Here is a 14415-nt window from a genome sequence, read left to right as displayed (position 1 = left end):
TCATGACGTCAGCAGCGCGCGCAGTTCGTCGTCGCGGTCGCGCGGCGGCTCGGCACCGAAGAACAGCTCGAAGGCAAGGGCGGCCTGGCCGACCAGCATCTCGAGACCGTCCACCGTATCGAGCTCGCGATCGCGCGCCTGGGTGAGCAGATCGGTCTCGAGCGGGGCATAGACCGCGTCATAGACGACGGCGTCCTCGGGCAGGGGCGACAGGTCGACCTCGAGCGGCGGCTGGCCGACCATGCCGAGCGCGCTGGCGTTGACCAGCAGCTGGGCGGCGGGGAGCCTGGCATTGAGCGGCAGCGCCTCGCCCTTGATGCCGAAGCTGGAAAGCAGCGCCGCGCCCTTCAGGACATTGCGGTTGAGCAGTGTCACCCGGCCGATGCCGACCTTGGACAGCGCGAACAGGATCGCCCGCGCCGCGCCGCCGGCACCGATCACCACGGCATGCTTGCCGTCGAGATCGAGCCCGGCGATCGGCGCATAGAAGCCACCGGCATCGGTATTGGTGCCGACCAGCGCCCCGTCCTCGGCGCGCACCACCGTGTTGATCGCACCGATCGATTCCCGGATGCCGCCACGATCCTCGACGAATTCGAGCGCCGCCTGCTTGTGGGGAATGGTGATGTTGCAGCCGCGCCAGTCGGGATCGGCCTTGCGCGCTTCGAAATAGCCGGCCAGCGCCTCCGGCTTCACGTGCGCGCGCCTGTACTCGGCCTCGATGCCGAGCTGCTTCAGCCAGAAGCCGTGGATCAGCGGCGACTTGGACTGGGCGATCGGGTCGCCGATCACTTCGGCATGGACAGTCATGACGTCAGAACTCCGCGGGTACGCAGATAAGAGAGGATCGGCAGCAGCGGCATGCCGAGGATGGTGAACTGGCTGCCATCGGTGCGGCTGAACAGCTGGACGCCGGGCCCTTCGATGCGGAAGCAGCCGACACAGCCGGCGATCGCGGGCCATTCCACATCGAGATATTCCTCGATGAACTTTTCGGAGAGCGGGCGAACGTGCAGCTTGGCGCGGTCGACATGGCGCCACACCGCGCGGCCGCCCTCGGCGATCACCGCGGCGCTGTAGATATCGTGCGTCCTGCCCGACATGCGGCGGAGATGGTCCGCAGCCTGTTCGCGGCTCTCCGGCTTGTCGAGCAGCGTGCCGTCGTCGAGCGCGACCAGCGAATCCCCGCCCAGGACCAGGGCAGCCGGCACCAGGCCGGATACCTTCAAAGCCTTCAGCTCGGCCAGCGCGTCGGCAAGATCGCGCGGCGAGATGCCGGAGGCGAGCAGGGATTGCTTGGCCGAGGCTTCGTCGACCTGTGCCGTCACGGCTTCATGCGGCACACCGGCATCATTTAGCATCGCGCGGCGCGATGCGCTTTGCGAAGCGAGTACGAGTTTCACTGGGCGCCTTTCTCTAGGGTCCGTTCGTTGCACAGCTGGATGATCGCCGCCGCGGTCTCCTCGATCGAGCGGCGCGTCACGTCGATCACCGGCCAGCCATTGTCGGCGAACATCCGCCGGGCAAAGGCGACTTCGCGCGTCACCGCGTCCTGCTCGACATAGCTCGTCTCGGTCGCCTGGTTCAGCGAGAGCAGCCGGTTGCGGCGGATCTGGATCAGCCGGTCGGCGCTGGTGGTAAGGCCGACGATCAGGGGATGCTTGAGGCCGAACAGCTCGGCCGGCGGCGGGGATTCCACCACGATCGGGATGTTGGCGGTCTTGTAGCCGCGATTGGCGAGATAGATCGACGTCGGCGTCTTGGACGAGCGCGAGACGCCGGCGAGGAGGATGTCGGCCTCTTCCCAATCCTCGGCGAGCAGCCCGTCGTCATGCGCGATGGTGAACTGGATCGCATCGACGCGGGCGAAATAGGCTGCGTCCAGGGTATGTTGCCGGCCGGGCCGCGCCTTCGCCTCCTGGCCGAGCAGGTTGGACAGGGCGTGGTTGACAGGATCGAGCGGGGCGATCGCGGGCAGGCCCATCGCCCTGCAGCGGCTTTCCAGCGTGCGGCGGATCTCGGGGTTCACCAGCGTGTAGAGCACCAGCCCGGGATTCTGGGCGATCTCCTGGAGGATGCGCTCGAGATGCGCTTCGCTGCGCACCATCGGCCAGAAATGGCGGAGCGTTTCGACATCGTCATATTGGGCGAGCGCCGCCTTGGCGATGTTCTCCAGCGTCTCGCCGGTGGAATCGGAGAGGAGGTGGAGGTGAAGCCGCATTCAGTGACCCTTGGGGAAGGCGCAGAGCGCCACTGGGGGTGAATCTGTGGAAAACATGGCTGACAGCCACTAGCGCAACCCGGCGCACGAACCAATCGGGTCAGTTTGATGACTCCGCTGGTGATTCGTCCACACCCGCATCCCCAGCTTGTGATTCCAATCCACAGGCTGTTGATATCGGGGACGGCGATCCCGAATCCGAGGATTCCCGCGGGACAGCGAGAGTCAAACTGTTGGCAACGCGCGGACGATTCCATAAGCCCCGGTTTCCACGCGCCAACAGACTCCAACAATCTCTAGATTCATTCTTTATTGTTTTAGGAACGGGCCCTGACCGACTCCCATCCCAAGCCGCTGCTCGAGACGCTCAAGGGCGCTCGACAGGAGATTCCGCCGGTCTGGCTGATGCGTCAGGCGGGTCGCTATCTGCCCGAATATCGCGCGCTCCGGGCCGAGAAGGGCGGATTCCTCGAACTCGCGCTCGATCCCGAAGCCGCGGCCGAGATCACGCTGCAGCCGATCCGGCGCTTCGGCATGGACGGCGCGATCCTGTTCTCCGACATCCTGATGGTGCCGATGGCGCTGGGCCAGCGACTCTGGTTCGAAACCGGCGAAGGCCCGCGCCTGGCACCGATCGTGACGACCCGTGCCGTGCTGGATGGCCTTGAATCGGGTTCTGAGGCCCTGGAGGCGGTCTATTCGACGGTCCGGCAGGTGAGATCCCAGCTCGACCCTCGCGTGACCTTCCTGGGCTTTGCAGGGAGCCCCTGGACCGTCGCCACCTATATGATCGCGGGGCAGGGGAGTCGCGAGCAGGCCGAGGCGCGGCGGCTTGCCTACCAGGATCCGGGACTCATGCAGGCGCTGGTCGATCGCATTGCCGACTGCACGATCGACTATCTGACCGCGCAGATCGATGCCGGAGTCGAGGCGGTGCAGCTTTTCGACAGCTGGGCAGGCAGCCTCTCGCCCGAGCAGTTCGAGCGCTGGGTGATCGCGCCGACCGCGCGGATCGCCGCGGCGGTGAAGGGCAAGGCGCCGGTGATCGGATTCCCCAAGGGCGCAGGCGGCAAGCTCGCCGCCTATGCGCGCGAGACCGGCGTCGATGCGATCGGGCTCGACGAGACGGTCGATCCCGCCTGGGCCGACCAGGTGCTGCCGGAGAAGCTCCCCGTGCAGGGCAATCTCGATCCGCTCGCGCTGATCGCGGGCGGCGAGACGCTCGATCGCGCGGTCGACCGGATCCTTTCGGCCTTTCCAAGCCGCCCGCATGTGTTCAATCTCGGGCACGGCATCCAGCAGGATACGCCGATCGCACATGTCGAGCGGCTGCTGGCGCGCATCAGGAGGGGTTGATGGCAGGCTGGCTGGGTGGGGCCTATCTCTGGGTCAAGGCATTCCACATCATCTTCGTGATCTTCTGGATGGCCGGCCTGTTCCTGCTGCCGCGCTATCTGGTCCATCATCAGGAATCGCTCGGAACGCCCGAGGCCGCAGCCTGGGAGAAGCGCGAGGCGCTGCTCCGCAAGATGATCCTGGGTCCCTCGATCGGCATCGTCTGGCTGCTCGGCCTGGCGCTCGCCGCCAATGTCGGGCTGTTCGACGGGGGCGCCGGACTCGGCTGGCTTCATGCCAAGTTGCTGATCGTGTTCCTGCTTTCCGGCTACCAGGGCTGGGCGGTCGGCTATTCGAGGAAGCTCGCCGCGGGGCAGGGCAACATTCCGGCGCGGCGGCTGCGCATGCTCGGCGAAGTGCCGGCGCTGGCGGTGATCCTCGTCGTGATCCTGGCGGTGGTGAAACCCTTCTAGGAGCCCGCGCAATTAAGTTGCGCCATTTCGGTTGGTCGCCGCAATTTACCGATTGCCGCAAAAGCGCATCCCAGACCGCGGAGACCGGTTGACTTGGGGGTAGGCCACTCCTAATTCCACGCTGTGGACCGGGTCACCGGCCCATCCCTCCTCCAAGCATCGTTATTCGCGCGCGATCCTACCCGCCGACCGACGCTCCCCCCAGCATCCAAGCACCCGGACTCCCAATGCATCTCAAGGACCTCAAGAAGAAAGCCCCCGCCGAACTGGTCTCGATGGCCGAGGAGCTCGGCGTGGAGAGCGCTTCGACGCTGCGCAAGCAGGACCTGCTGTTCGGCATCCTCAAGGCAGAGGCCGAGAATGGCGAGCAGATCCTGGGCCTGGGCACGATCGAGGTGCTGCCGGACGGCTTCGGCTTCCTGCGCAGCCCCGAGGCGAACTATCTCGCCGGCCCGGATGACATCTATGTCTCGCCCAACCAGGTCCGCAAGTTCGGCCTGCGCACCGGCGACACGGTGGAAGGCGAGATCCGCGCGCCCAAGGACGGCGAGCGCTATTTCGCCCTGGTCCGCCTGGTCTCGGTCAATTTCGACGATCCCGACGCGGTCCGCCACCGGGTCAATTTCGACAACCTCACGCCGCTCTACCCCGAGAGCAAGCTGACGCTCGACCAGCTCGATCCGACCCAGAAGGACAAGTCGGCCCGCGTCATCGACATCGTCTCGCCGCAGGGCAAGGGCCAGCGCACGCTGATCGTGGCGCCGCCGCGCGTCGGCAAGACGGTGATGCTGCAGAACATCGCCAAGGCGATCACCGACAACCATCCCGAAGTCTTCCTGATCGTGCTGCTCATCGACGAGCGCCCCGAGGAAGTCACCGACATGCAGCGCTCGGTGAAGGGAGAGGTGATCTCCTCGACCTTCGACGAGCCGGCCCAGCGCCACGTGCAGGTCTCTGAAATGGTTATCGAAAAGGCCAAGCGCCTGGTCGAGCACAAGAAGGATGTCGTCATCCTGCTCGACTCGATCACCCGCCTCGGCCGCGCCTACAACACCGTGGTGCCGTCGTCGGGAAAGGTGCTGACCGGCGGTGTCGACGCCAACGCGCTGCAGCGCCCGAAGCGCTTCTTCGGTGCCGCGCGCAACATCGAGGAGGGCGGCTCGCTCTCGATCATCGCCACCGCGCTGATCGACACCGGCAGCCGCATGGACGAAGTCATCTTCGAAGAGTTCAAGGGCACCGGTAACTCGGAAATCGTCCTCGACCGCAAGGTGGCCGACAAGCGCATCTTCCCGGCGCTCGACGTTGGCAAGTCGGGCACCCGCAAGGAAGAGCTGCTGGTCGACAAGGCCAAGCTCACCAAGATGTGGGTCCTGCGCCGCATCCTCATGCAGATGGGCACGATCGACGCGATGGAGTTCCTGCTCGACAAGATGAAGGACTCGAAGACCAACGAGGATTTCTTCGACTCGATGAACCAGTAAGCTTCACGCTCCACGTGAAACAAAGGCCGGGCCCAGCGCCCGGCCTTTTTCGTTGTGGGGCAGGACAAGCGAACCTTCAGGCGCTTGCATGCGGCCCCGAGCGCGTTAGGGCTTAGCCGATGCTCGACATGCTCCTCAGCGCCGCCGCAGCCGGAATCGGCTCTCCCGCCGATATCTGGCAGCATATCCTCGCCGATTTCTCGAACCTGGGTGATCCGTCCGCGCTTGCCGCCTTTGGCTCGGTGCTGATGATCGACCTGGTGTTGGCAGGCGACAACGCGATCGTTGTCGGCGCGCTTGCTGCGGGACTGCCGGCGGAGCAGCGCAAGAAGGTCATCCTGATCGGCATCGGCGCCGCGCTTGTCCTGCGCATCGCCTTCGCGCTGATCGTCAGCTGGCTGATGGGCATTGTCGGCCTGATCTTCGCCGGCGGCCTGTTGCTGCTCTGGGTGAGCTGGAAGTTCTGGCGTGAGATCCGCGAGGGCGGTCCGCACGCCGATGAAGTGGAATCGGGTCTCAAGCCTGCAAAGAGCTTTGCCGCGGCCGCCTGGGCGGTCGCGGTCGCCGATGTCTCCATGAGCCTCGACAACGTCCTGGCGGTCGCCGGTGCCGCGCGCGAGCATCCCGGCATCCTCGTCGTCGGCCTGCTGCTTTCGGTAGCGCTGATGGGGATCGCGGCGAACCTGATCGCCAAGCTGATCAACCGTTATCCCTGGATCGCCTATATCGGCTTGGCGGTGATCATCTTCGTGGCATTCCGCATGATCTATGAAGGCTGGGTCGGCACCCACGAGACTCCGGGGATCACCAGCTTCTTCTGAGGCTCAGCCGGCCCGGCAGTGGCCGGCACCGACTTCGGCGGCAAGGACCGCCTTGAGGATCGCTTCCGACCGCCGCTGGCCATAGCCGCGGCCATAGGCGGCGGAAGTGATCCCGACGACCAGATCGCAGCCCGGCACGACATAGATCTTGTTGCCGCCATTGCCCGAGGCGAAGGACACGGTGACGGCGGTGCCGTCGACCTGATGGGTCTTGCGGTACCAGAAATAGCCATAGTGATCGGCATAGGGATCGCTGTCCGCGATGCCGACAAGGGGTGCCGTCATCGCCGATACCCAGCGCGCGCTGACGATCCGGCGGCCGCCCAGCTGGCCCTTGTTCCGCACCATCTCGCCGATCTGCGCCAGGTCGCGCGTGGTGAGCCGGAGATTGCCCTGGCCCTTGGTGATGCCCGCAGCGTCGGAATCCCAGCGCCAGCGCGCAATGCCGAGTGGCGCGAAGAGCCGCTGCCGGGCGAAATCCGCCATCGATCCATGGGTAGCCTTGGCCACGACCACGCCTGCGACATAGGTGGTCGTGGAATTGTAGCGATAGCGGGTGCCTGGATTGGTCTCACGCGGCACAGCGAGGACAAAGGCCAGCGGATCCGCCGCCTCGTCCATCCGGTCTTCATTGCCGGGGGAAGCGGGATCCTCGTCGAACGCGGCGAGGCCAGAGCGCATGCTCAGCACGTCGCGCAGCGCGACCGGCCCGATCGCACTGCCGGCGGCATCGGTCCAATAGCGCGAAACCGGATCGTCCACCGATCGGATCGCACCGCGATCGATCGCGATGCCGACGAGCAGCGCAGTGATGCTCTTGCCCGCCGAGCGGATGTCGTGGAGCTCGTCGGCGGTGGCGCCATTGTAGTAGCGCTCGGCGACGCGCTGGCCGCGATGGATCACCACCACGCCGCGCAGGTCGGGATGTTCGTCCCGGTCCCAGTGCGCGAGCACCGGGCCAAGATCGGGGGACGGGGAGGCGGCGCCGGCAGGCAATGCCAGCAAGGCAATGAGCGCGCATGTCGACCGGCGCAGTGCCCTGACTCCCCGCATGTCTTTCCCCCTTGTCGTTCGGTGCCTGCAGCTTAGCCGAGATTCTTTACAAAAAACTCGGCGGTCCGGGCATCGGCGAGTTTTGCCGCTTCGTCGGAGCGGCGCTTGCCGAAGGTGTCGGCAAAGCCGTGATCCTCGCCGGCATAGTCGAACAGTGTCACCCTGGGGTGATCGTCCAGCCCGTCATGCATCGCCGCCTGGGCTTCCGGGCTGACGAAGTGATCGGCCTGGGGGATGTGGAGCAGCACCGGACGCGAAATGCCGTGCTTCTCGCCAAGCAGATTGTCGATGCCCACGCCGTAATAGCCGACGCTCGCATCGCTGTCGGTGCGGGTCGCGGTCATGAATGCCAGGCGGCCGCCCAGGCAGAAGCCCACCACGCCGACCTTGCCGCCTTCGCCCAGCTGGGCGCGGGCCGCACGGATGGTCGCTTCGATGTCGCGGATGCCGGCGTCCTGGTTGAACTTGCCCATCAGCTCCAGCGCCTGCTGGAACTGCTCGGGGACGTCCGCATCGAGCTGAATGCCCGGCTCGAGCCGCCAGAACAGATCGGGTGCGAGGCTGAGATAGCCCTTGGCCGCCCAATCGTCGCACTTCTGGCGGATGCCGGGGTTCACGCCGAAGATCTCCTGGATCACGATCACCGCGGCCTTGGGCGTGCCCTCGGGCCGGGCGACATAGGCGTGGAAGCTGCCGCTGCCGTCGATCGTGTCGATGCTGATCATCTCGCTCACAATAAGGTCCTTCCAGAGAAGCGCCGCTCATGATCGAGCAGCCAGGATTTGGTCTTGGGCCCGTCGCCGCCCGAATAATTGCCGAGCTTCCCGCCCTGGCCGAGCACGCGGTGGCAAGGGACGAGGATGGGAAAGGGGTTATTCGAGCAGATCTGGCCGATCGCTCGCGCACTCGATCCGGTGATCTGGGCGAGCTCGCCATAGCTCATCGTCTCGCCATAGCCGATGCCGATCATCGCCTGGCGCAGCTCTGTTCCACGTGAAGTGGGCAGGGGCAGGAGCGGAAGATCGAAATCCTGGCGATCGCCGGCGAACCATTGCTCCAGCTGATCGACGGCGGTGCGGACCGTGGTGGCGGCAGCTGGCGTGGGTGAACCTTCGCCGATCCGGACCGAAACCAGCACGTCTTCACAGCCTTCGACCCGGACTGGACCGATGGGCGTTGCGATCACCGCATGGTCGCGCGCATACATGGCTTCGAACTAGCAGCCGTAACCCGGCGTGCGCAACGGAGACGGCCATGAAGATCAATGTCGAGGTGGAGTGCACGCCGGAGGAAGCGCGGCGTGCCATGGGCCTGCCCGATCTGGCGCCGGTGCACGAGCGTTACATTGCGATGATGGTCGATGCGATCGACAAGCAGGGCAGCCCGGAGGCGTTCCAGAAGATGCTGCAGAGCTGGGCCCCGATGAGCGAGGCGGGCATGGGATTCTGGCGTGCCCTGTTCGATCCTTCGAAGTTCGATACCGGGAGCAAGACCGAGAAGTAATGGACACGATCTACGCGGTATCGAGCGGCGCGCCACCCGCTGCGATCGCGGTGCTGCGCGTCAGCGGGCCGCAGGCATTCGCGGTGGTGCGGGAGTTTGCGGGTGACGTGCCGGCACCGCGCCGGGCGACCGTTCGGGCCTTGCACGATCCTGCCGATCGCGCGCTGCTCGATCGCGCACTGGTCCTCTGCTTCCCGGGCCCGCGCAGCGCGACGGGGGAGGACCTTGCCGAGTTCCATCTCCATGGCGGCCGGGCCGTGGTTCGCGCGGTCGAAGCGGCGCTGGCTGCCCGACCCGGGCTCCGGTCCGCGGAGCCGGGGGAGTTCACGCGGCGCGCGCTTCAGCATGGCCGGATCGATCTGAGCGAGGCCGAGGGGCTGGGCGACCTGCTGATGGCCGAGACCGAGGCGCAGCGCCGGTCCGCCATCCGGTCGGCGGAAGGCGCGGTGCGTCGGGCGGTCGAGGGTTGGACCGATCGGCTGCTTGGCCTGGCCGCACGGGTCGAGGCCGAACTCGATCATAGCGACGAGGATGATGTCGCGGACGCTGCGCTGCTGCCGGCGATCCGGTCGGGCGCGGTCGCGTTGGCCGTGGATATCGAAGCCGTGGCCGATCGGCCGCCGGTCGAACGGTTGCGCGACGGCATCCGCGTGGTGCTCGCCGGGCCGCCCAATGCCGGCAAGTCGTCGCTGCTCAATGCGATGGCGGGGCGCGATGCTGCGATCGTCTCACCGATCTCGGGCACGACGCGGGACCGGATCGAGGCGCCGGTGGTGCGTGGCGGGATCGCCTGGTTGCTGATCGATACCGCCGGGCTGGCCGAGCTGCCGGGCGACGAGATCGAAGCGATCGGTATCGCACGGGCGCAGGCGGCACAGGCCGAGGCGGACATTCTGCTGTGGCTCGGCGATGAGACGCCGCCGGTGCACGAGCATCTTCTGTGGCTCAACCCTCGTGCCGACCTGCCGGAGCGGGGGCTGGGTGCGGGTCGATTGTCGCTATCGTCGCGCACTGGTGCCGGCCTGGACGCGCTCTGGGAGGCGATGGCTGGACTGGCGGGCGAACTGCTTCCCCCGCCCGACTTGATGGCGCTCAATGCCCGGCAGCGGGCGTTGTGCCAGTCCGCCGCGGCTTCGCTTCAGGCGATCGCTCATGAAAGCGACCTGCTGCTGATTGCCGAGCAGCTGCGCAGCGCGATGCGCGCGTTCGATGCGATCACTGGGCGGGCCGGGGTCGAGGCGATGCTCGATGCGCTGTTCGGGCGTTTCTGCATAGGTAAGTAGATGTTCCACGTGGAACGGTTTTGACGGCGGGCCTGCGATTCTGTAGCGCGCGGGCAATGGATTTCGATGTCATCGTCATCGGCGGCGGGCACGCCGGCACCGAAGCGGCCGCCGCTTCGGCACGCCGGGGCGCGCGCACCGCGTTGCTCAGCTTCGACCTGACGAAGCTCGGGGCGATGTCGTGTAACCCGGCAATCGGAGGGCTGGGGAAGGGCCATCTGGTCCGTGAGGTCGATGCGTTCGACGGACTGATGGGTCGCGCGACCGATGCCGCGGGCATTCATTACCGCATGCTCAACCGGTCCAAGGGCACCGCGGTCCAGGGGCCGCGGGTCCAGGCCGACCGGGTGCGCTATGCCGCGGCGATCCAGAAGCTCCTGGCCGAACAGCCCGACCTGCACCTGGTCGCCGGCGAGGCCGAGGGACTGGAGCTGGAAGGCGGCGCGGTCGCGGGTGTCCGGTTGGCCGATGGCAGCCTGATCACATGCCGGGCCGTGGTGCTCGCCACCGGTACCTTCCTCGGCGGCCGCATCTTTCGGGGCGAGGAGCGGGAGACTGGCGGCCGGGTAGGCGAGGGCTCTGCCATCCGCCTCGCCGAGCAGCTGCGCGCGCTCAACCTGCCGATGGCCCGGCTGAAGACCGGCACCCCGCCGCGCCTCGACGGCCGCACGATCGACTGGGCACGGATCGAGGAGCAGCCCTCGGACGCCGAGCCCTGGACGATGTCGCCGCTCACCCCGCGCCGGACTCTCCCGCAGCTCCATTGCGGTGTCACGCGCACCACCCATGCGACGCATGACGCGATCCGCTCGGGGCTCGATCGCTCGCCCTTGTTCACCGGGGCGATCGATGCGCAGGGGCCGCGCTATTGCCCGTCGATCGAGGACAAGATCCACCGCTTCGGCGACCGCGACGGGCACCAGATCTTCCTCGAGCCCGAGGGCCTGGATACGCACCTGATCTATCCGAACGGCATGTCGACCTCGTTGCCGGTCGATATTCAGGTGGCGATGGTCAATTCGATCCCAGGGCTCGAGCAGGCGGCGATCGTCACGCCGGGCTATGCGGTCGAATATGACCATATCGATCCGCGCGCGCTCGACGCCACGCTGGCGCTGCCGGCGATCCCGGGCGTGTGGTGTGCCGGCCAGATCAACGGCACCACGGGCTATGAGGAAGCGGGCGGGCAGGGGCTGGTCGCCGGGCTCAACGCGGCTGCGCGTGCCCGGGGCCTCGCCCCGCTGGTCCTGGATCGCGCGACGTCCTATCTTGGTGTGATGGTCGATGACCTGGTGCTGCAGGGCGTCACCGAGCCTTATCGCATGCTCACCGCCCGTGCAGAATTCCGTCTTCGCCTGCGTGCCGACAATGCCGGGACGCGCCTGGGCCCGATCGCTGCGGAGCTGGGTTGCCTTGGTGCGGAGCGGTTGGCTTGGCTGCAGGCGCGGGCCGAGGGCAGGGCGAAGCTCGACGAGAGTTTCGCCGTAATTCGCACGGCATCGGCGCTTGGTGCGCGTGGTGCCCCGGTCGCCCAGGACGGCGCCAAGCGTCCGGCGCGCGACTGGCTGCGTTTCCCCGGCATCGAGCTCGACCATCTCGAGGTGCATCCCGAGGCCGATCCGGCATTGCTTGCCGAATATGTCGAGGATGCCCGCTACGCACCCTATCTCGAGCGGCAGGAGGCTGAGGTTGCGCAGCTGCGCAGCAATGATGCCGTGAAGCTGCCTGCCGATATGGACTTCGCCGCCATCGCAGGCCTCTCCAACGAGATGGTCGAGAAGCTGGGGGCCTCGCGCCCCGAGACGATCGGGGCGGCGGCGCGCATCCGTGGCATCACCCCGGCGGCGCTTTCCGCCATCCTCCTTCACGCACGGCGGCGCGCAGCATGACCGAAGACGAAGCACGCGAGTGGATCCGTGCACATTTCAATGTTTCACGTGAAACGCAGCTACAGCGCTTCGGCGAGATCCTGCGGGAGGAATCGACCCGGCAGAACCTGATCTCCGCCGCGAGCTTCGATGAACTCTGGACCCGGCACTTCGTCGATTCGGCCCAGCTGATCCCGCTGGCCGAGGGTGCCGGGGAGGGGGCCTGGCTCGACGTCGGTACCGGCGCCGGCATGCCCGGCCTGGTCGTCGCGCTGCTGGTCGATCGCCCGGTGGTGATGATCGAGCCGCGTATCCGCCGTGTCGAATTCCTGCGCGGCGCGGTCGAGGCACTCGGTATCGGGGATCGCGCCAGCGTCGAGCATTGCAAGGTCGAAGGCTATCAGCCGAAGCAGAAAGCCGCGATCGTCTCCGCCCGGGCAGTCGCCGCGCTGCCCGATTTGTTCAGGTCCACGGCACATTGCACAGACTCGTCCACAATATGGTTGCTTCCAAAGGGGCGAAGCGCGCAATCGGAGGTGGAAGCCGCCCGCGCGAAATGGCAGGGTGCGTTTCACGTGGAACCCAGCATCACATCGCCTGAATCGGGTATCGTGGTCGCGCGAAAGGTACGCCCCAGATGATCTGCATCGCTATCGCCAACCAGAAGGGCGGGGTGGGTAAGACCACCACGGCGATCAATGTCGGCACCGCGCTCGCCGCGACCGGCCAACGCGTCCTGCTGATCGACTTCGATCCGCAGGGCAATGCCTCGACGGGCCTCGGCATCGGCCGGGCCGAGCGCGAGCATTCGACCTATGACCTGCTCGTCAGCGACGTGAACCTGGAAGATGTCGCGGTGCCGACCAAGGTGCCCGGCCTCGACATCATCCCGGCGACGCAGGACCTGTCGGGCGCCGAGATCGAGCTGATCGAGTTCGAAGCGCGCACGCATCGGCTCGACAGCGCGATCGCCCGCCATCATGCGCAGCGCTGGGACGTGATCCTGATCGATTGCCCGCCTTCGCTCGGGCTGCTGACGATCAACGCGATGGTCGCCGCGCACGCCTTGCTCGTGCCGCTGCAGTGCGAGTTCTTCGCGCTCGAAGGGCTCAGCCAGCTGCTCAGCACGGTCGAGCGTATCCGCGGCCGCTTCAATCCCGGTCTGTCGATCCTCGGCGTGGTGCTGACCATGTACGATCGCCGCAACCGCCTGACCGATCAGGTTTCGGACGATGTCCGCGCCGTCCTCGGCCGCGTCGTGTTCGACACGGTGATCCCGCGCAACGTCCGCCTTTCCGAAGCGCCGAGCCACGGGCTGCCGGCGCTGATCTACGATCATCGCTGCCCAGGCTCCGAGGCCTATATCGCGCTCGCCCGCGAAGTGATCGATCGCCTGCCCAAGCTCAAGAAGGCCGCATGACCGAAGCATCCCGCAAGCCTCGTCCCGGCCTTGGCCGCGGGCTCTCGTCGCTGCTCGGCGACGCCGTCCCCGAAGCGCCGGTCTCGGGCACGCCCGATATGGGCTCGGGCCTGCGGATGCTGCCGGTCAGCTCGCTGGTGCCGCACCCCGACCAGCCGCGCCGTCATTTCGACGAGGACGCGCTGGAGGAACTCGCCCAGTCGCTCAAGCAGCGCGGGCTGATCCAGCCGATCGTCGTCCGCCCGACCGGCCACAATTACCAGATCGTCGCCGGCGAGCGCCGCTGGCGCGCGGCGCAGCGCGCCCGGCTGCACGAAGTTCCGGTCATCGTCCGCGACTTCAACGAAGCCGAGACGATGGAAATCGCGCTGGTCGAGAATATCCAGCGGCAGGACCTCAACGCGATCGAAGAGGCCGAGGCCTATGCCCGCCTTATCCGCGAGTTCGGCCACAGCCAGGAAGCGCTGGGCAAGCTCGTCCACAAGTCGCGCAGCCACATCGCCAATTTGCTCCGCCTGCTCGACCTGCCTGAGGGCGTGCGCAACATGGTCCTGGTCGGCGAGCTCGACATGGGCCATGCTCGCGCGCTGATCGGCGCGCCCGAGGCGGAGAAGCTCGCCCGCGAGGTCGCGAACAAGGGCCTGTCGGTGCGCGAGACCGAGAAGCTGGCGCGCCACGCCAAGCCGAACAGCAAGCGCAAGCCCGAGCCGAAAATCCGCGATGCCGATATCTCGGCGCTCGAGCATCAGCTGGGCGATGTGCTGGGCCTCAACGTTCGCATCGCGCACGGCGCCAAGGGCGGCACGCTGACGCTCTCCTATTCGACGCTCGACCAGCTCGACATGGTCTGCCAGCGGCTGAGCGGCGAGCGGATCTAGCCACCTTCAAAGCCGTCGGCCGAGTTACCGTCATCCCGGCGAAAGCCGGGATCTCGTCCGGCTCCTTTCCCGCCAT

Annotated in this window: 16 protein-coding genes; 10 read left to right on the top strand and 6 right to left on the bottom strand. The window is 66.7% G+C overall.

What is annotated here, in order from left to right; genetic code table 11:
- From aroE to GGR46_RS16285, 3 genes are read right to left on the bottom strand one after another with little or no spacing between them, the layout of a single operon-like run.
- On the bottom strand, nucleotides 1-810 hold the full coding sequence (gene aroE / locus GGR46_RS16295; RefSeq protein WP_183999092.1) for a shikimate dehydrogenase: 810 nt from the start codon (nucleotides 808-810) through the stop codon (nucleotides 1-3).
- Nucleotides 807-1403 (bottom strand): Maf family nucleotide pyrophosphatase, encoded by a 597-nt coding sequence (locus GGR46_RS16290; RefSeq protein ID WP_183999091.1) that lies wholly within the window; start codon nucleotides 1401-1403, stop codon nucleotides 807-809. Before GGR46_RS16290 ends, aroE begins: the two co-directional genes overlap by 4 nt.
- Nucleotides 1400-2221 (bottom strand): pyruvate, water dikinase regulatory protein, encoded by an 822-nt coding sequence (locus GGR46_RS16285; protein WP_183999090.1) that lies wholly within the window; start codon nucleotides 2219-2221, stop codon nucleotides 1400-1402. Before GGR46_RS16285 ends, GGR46_RS16290 begins: the two co-directional genes overlap by 4 nt.
- 330 nt (nucleotides 2222-2551) lie before the next feature.
- Here GGR46_RS16285 and hemE point away from each other — a divergent pair, with 330 nt between their 5' ends.
- The 4 genes from hemE to GGR46_RS16265 all read left to right on the top strand — a co-directional run bounded on the left by hemE (nucleotide 2552) and on the right by GGR46_RS16265 (nucleotide 6334).
- A complete protein-coding gene (gene hemE / locus GGR46_RS16280) occupies nucleotides 2552-3577 on the top strand; it encodes a uroporphyrinogen decarboxylase (protein ID WP_184000058.1) in 1026 nt (341 codons plus the stop codon).
- Nucleotides 3577-4029, top strand: coding sequence for a CopD family protein (locus tag GGR46_RS16275; RefSeq protein WP_183999089.1), 453 nt, complete (start codon nucleotides 3577-3579; stop codon nucleotides 4027-4029). The genes hemE and GGR46_RS16275 overlap by 1 nt, the downstream gene beginning before the upstream one ends.
- Nucleotides 4030-4256: 227 nt before the next feature.
- On the top strand, nucleotides 4257-5513 hold the full coding sequence (gene rho, locus GGR46_RS16270) for a transcription termination factor Rho (RefSeq protein ID WP_183999088.1): 1257 nt from the start codon (nucleotides 4257-4259) through the stop codon (nucleotides 5511-5513).
- Nucleotides 5514-5632: 119 nt separating this feature from the next.
- Nucleotides 5633-6334 carry a TerC family protein gene (locus tag GGR46_RS16265; RefSeq protein ID WP_183999087.1) on the top strand — a complete coding sequence of 234 codons (702 nt, stop codon included), beginning with the start codon at nucleotides 5633-5635 and terminating at the stop codon, nucleotides 6332-6334.
- Nucleotides 6335-6337: 3 nt separating this feature from the next.
- On the opposite strand, the gene GGR46_RS16260 is transcribed toward GGR46_RS16265, so the two are convergent.
- The 3 genes from GGR46_RS16260 to GGR46_RS16250 are packed head-to-tail and all read right to left on the bottom strand — an operon-like array spanning nucleotide 6338 to nucleotide 8594.
- A complete protein-coding gene (locus GGR46_RS16260; protein ID WP_183999086.1) occupies nucleotides 6338-7387 on the bottom strand; it encodes a serine hydrolase domain-containing protein in 1050 nt (349 codons plus the stop codon).
- A 32-nt stretch (nucleotides 7388-7419) separates the two neighbouring features.
- Nucleotides 7420-8121 (bottom strand): dienelactone hydrolase family protein, encoded by a 702-nt coding sequence (locus GGR46_RS16255; RefSeq protein WP_183999085.1) that lies wholly within the window; start codon nucleotides 8119-8121, stop codon nucleotides 7420-7422.
- Complete coding sequence (locus GGR46_RS16250; RefSeq protein WP_183999084.1) at nucleotides 8118-8594, bottom strand: methylated-DNA--[protein]-cysteine S-methyltransferase; 477 nt, start codon at nucleotides 8592-8594, stop codon at nucleotides 8118-8120. The genes GGR46_RS16255 and GGR46_RS16250 overlap by 4 nt, the downstream gene beginning before the upstream one ends.
- Nucleotides 8595-8641: 47 nt before the next feature.
- Between GGR46_RS16250 and GGR46_RS16245 the strand changes: the two genes are divergently transcribed.
- The 6 genes from GGR46_RS16245 to GGR46_RS16220 are packed head-to-tail and all read left to right on the top strand — an operon-like array spanning nucleotide 8642 to nucleotide 14339.
- Nucleotides 8642-8890, top strand: coding sequence for a DUF6489 family protein (locus GGR46_RS16245; protein WP_183999083.1), 249 nt, complete (start codon nucleotides 8642-8644; stop codon nucleotides 8888-8890).
- Nucleotides 8890-10173 (top strand): tRNA uridine-5-carboxymethylaminomethyl(34) synthesis GTPase MnmE, encoded by a 1284-nt coding sequence (gene mnmE / locus GGR46_RS16240; protein WP_183999082.1) that lies wholly within the window; start codon nucleotides 8890-8892, stop codon nucleotides 10171-10173. The genes GGR46_RS16245 and mnmE overlap by 1 nt, the downstream gene beginning before the upstream one ends.
- Before the next feature lie 56 nt (nucleotides 10174-10229).
- On the top strand, nucleotides 10230-12062 hold the full coding sequence (mnmG, locus tag GGR46_RS16235; RefSeq protein WP_183999081.1) for a tRNA uridine-5-carboxymethylaminomethyl(34) synthesis enzyme MnmG: 1833 nt from the start codon (nucleotides 10230-10232) through the stop codon (nucleotides 12060-12062).
- The gene (gene rsmG / locus GGR46_RS16230; protein WP_183999080.1) at nucleotides 12059-12682 is read left to right on the top strand and encodes a 16S rRNA (guanine(527)-N(7))-methyltransferase RsmG; all 624 of its coding nucleotides are present in this window, start codon (nucleotides 12059-12061) and stop codon (nucleotides 12680-12682) included. The genes mnmG and rsmG overlap by 4 nt, the downstream gene beginning before the upstream one ends.
- Entirely contained in the window at nucleotides 12679-13461 is a 783-nt protein-coding gene (locus GGR46_RS16225; protein WP_183999079.1) for a ParA family protein, read from the top strand. The genes rsmG and GGR46_RS16225 overlap by 4 nt, the downstream gene beginning before the upstream one ends.
- Nucleotides 13458-14339 carry a ParB/RepB/Spo0J family partition protein gene (locus tag GGR46_RS16220; protein WP_183999078.1) on the top strand — a complete coding sequence of 294 codons (882 nt, stop codon included), beginning with the start codon at nucleotides 13458-13460 and terminating at the stop codon, nucleotides 14337-14339. The genes GGR46_RS16225 and GGR46_RS16220 overlap by 4 nt, the downstream gene beginning before the upstream one ends.
- Nucleotides 14340-14415 lie beyond the last annotated feature (76 nt).

Source organism: Sphingomonas kyeonggiensis (genome assembly GCF_014196745.1).
Lineage (GTDB): Bacteria > Pseudomonadota > Alphaproteobacteria > Sphingomonadales > Sphingomonadaceae > Sphingomonas > Sphingomonas kyeonggiensis.
Note: the sequence above shows the minus strand (reverse complement) of the source record. Positions and strands in the feature narration are given on the sequence as shown.

Coding starts and splice junctions, on each gene's coding strand:
- aroE (WP_183999092.1), bottom strand. CDS start 810: ATGACTGTCCATGCCGAAGTGATCGGCGACCCGATCGCCCAGTCCAAG.
- GGR46_RS16285 (WP_183999090.1), bottom strand. CDS start 2,221: ATGCGGCTTCACCTCCACCTCCTCTCCGATTCCACCGGCGAGACGCTG.
- GGR46_RS16275 (WP_183999089.1), top strand. CDS start 3,577: ATGGCAGGCTGGCTGGGTGGGGCCTATCTCTGGGTCAAGGCATTCCAC.
- rho (WP_183999088.1), top strand. CDS start 4,257: ATGCATCTCAAGGACCTCAAGAAGAAAGCCCCCGCCGAACTGGTCTCG.
- GGR46_RS16265 (WP_183999087.1), top strand. CDS start 5,633: ATGCTCGACATGCTCCTCAGCGCCGCCGCAGCCGGAATCGGCTCTCCC.
- GGR46_RS16260 (WP_183999086.1), bottom strand. CDS start 7,387: ATGCGGGGAGTCAGGGCACTGCGCCGGTCGACATGCGCGCTCATTGCC.
- GGR46_RS16250 (WP_183999084.1), bottom strand. CDS start 8,594: ATGTATGCGCGCGACCATGCGGTGATCGCAACGCCCATCGGTCCAGTC.
- GGR46_RS16245 (WP_183999083.1), top strand. CDS start 8,642: ATGAAGATCAATGTCGAGGTGGAGTGCACGCCGGAGGAAGCGCGGCGT.
- mnmE (WP_183999082.1), top strand. CDS start 8,890: ATGGACACGATCTACGCGGTATCGAGCGGCGCGCCACCCGCTGCGATC.
- mnmG (WP_183999081.1), top strand. CDS start 10,230: ATGGATTTCGATGTCATCGTCATCGGCGGCGGGCACGCCGGCACCGAA.
- rsmG (WP_183999080.1), top strand. CDS start 12,059: ATGACCGAAGACGAAGCACGCGAGTGGATCCGTGCACATTTCAATGTT.
- GGR46_RS16225 (WP_183999079.1), top strand. CDS start 12,679: ATGATCTGCATCGCTATCGCCAACCAGAAGGGCGGGGTGGGTAAGACC.
- GGR46_RS16220 (WP_183999078.1), top strand. CDS start 13,458: ATGACCGAAGCATCCCGCAAGCCTCGTCCCGGCCTTGGCCGCGGGCTC.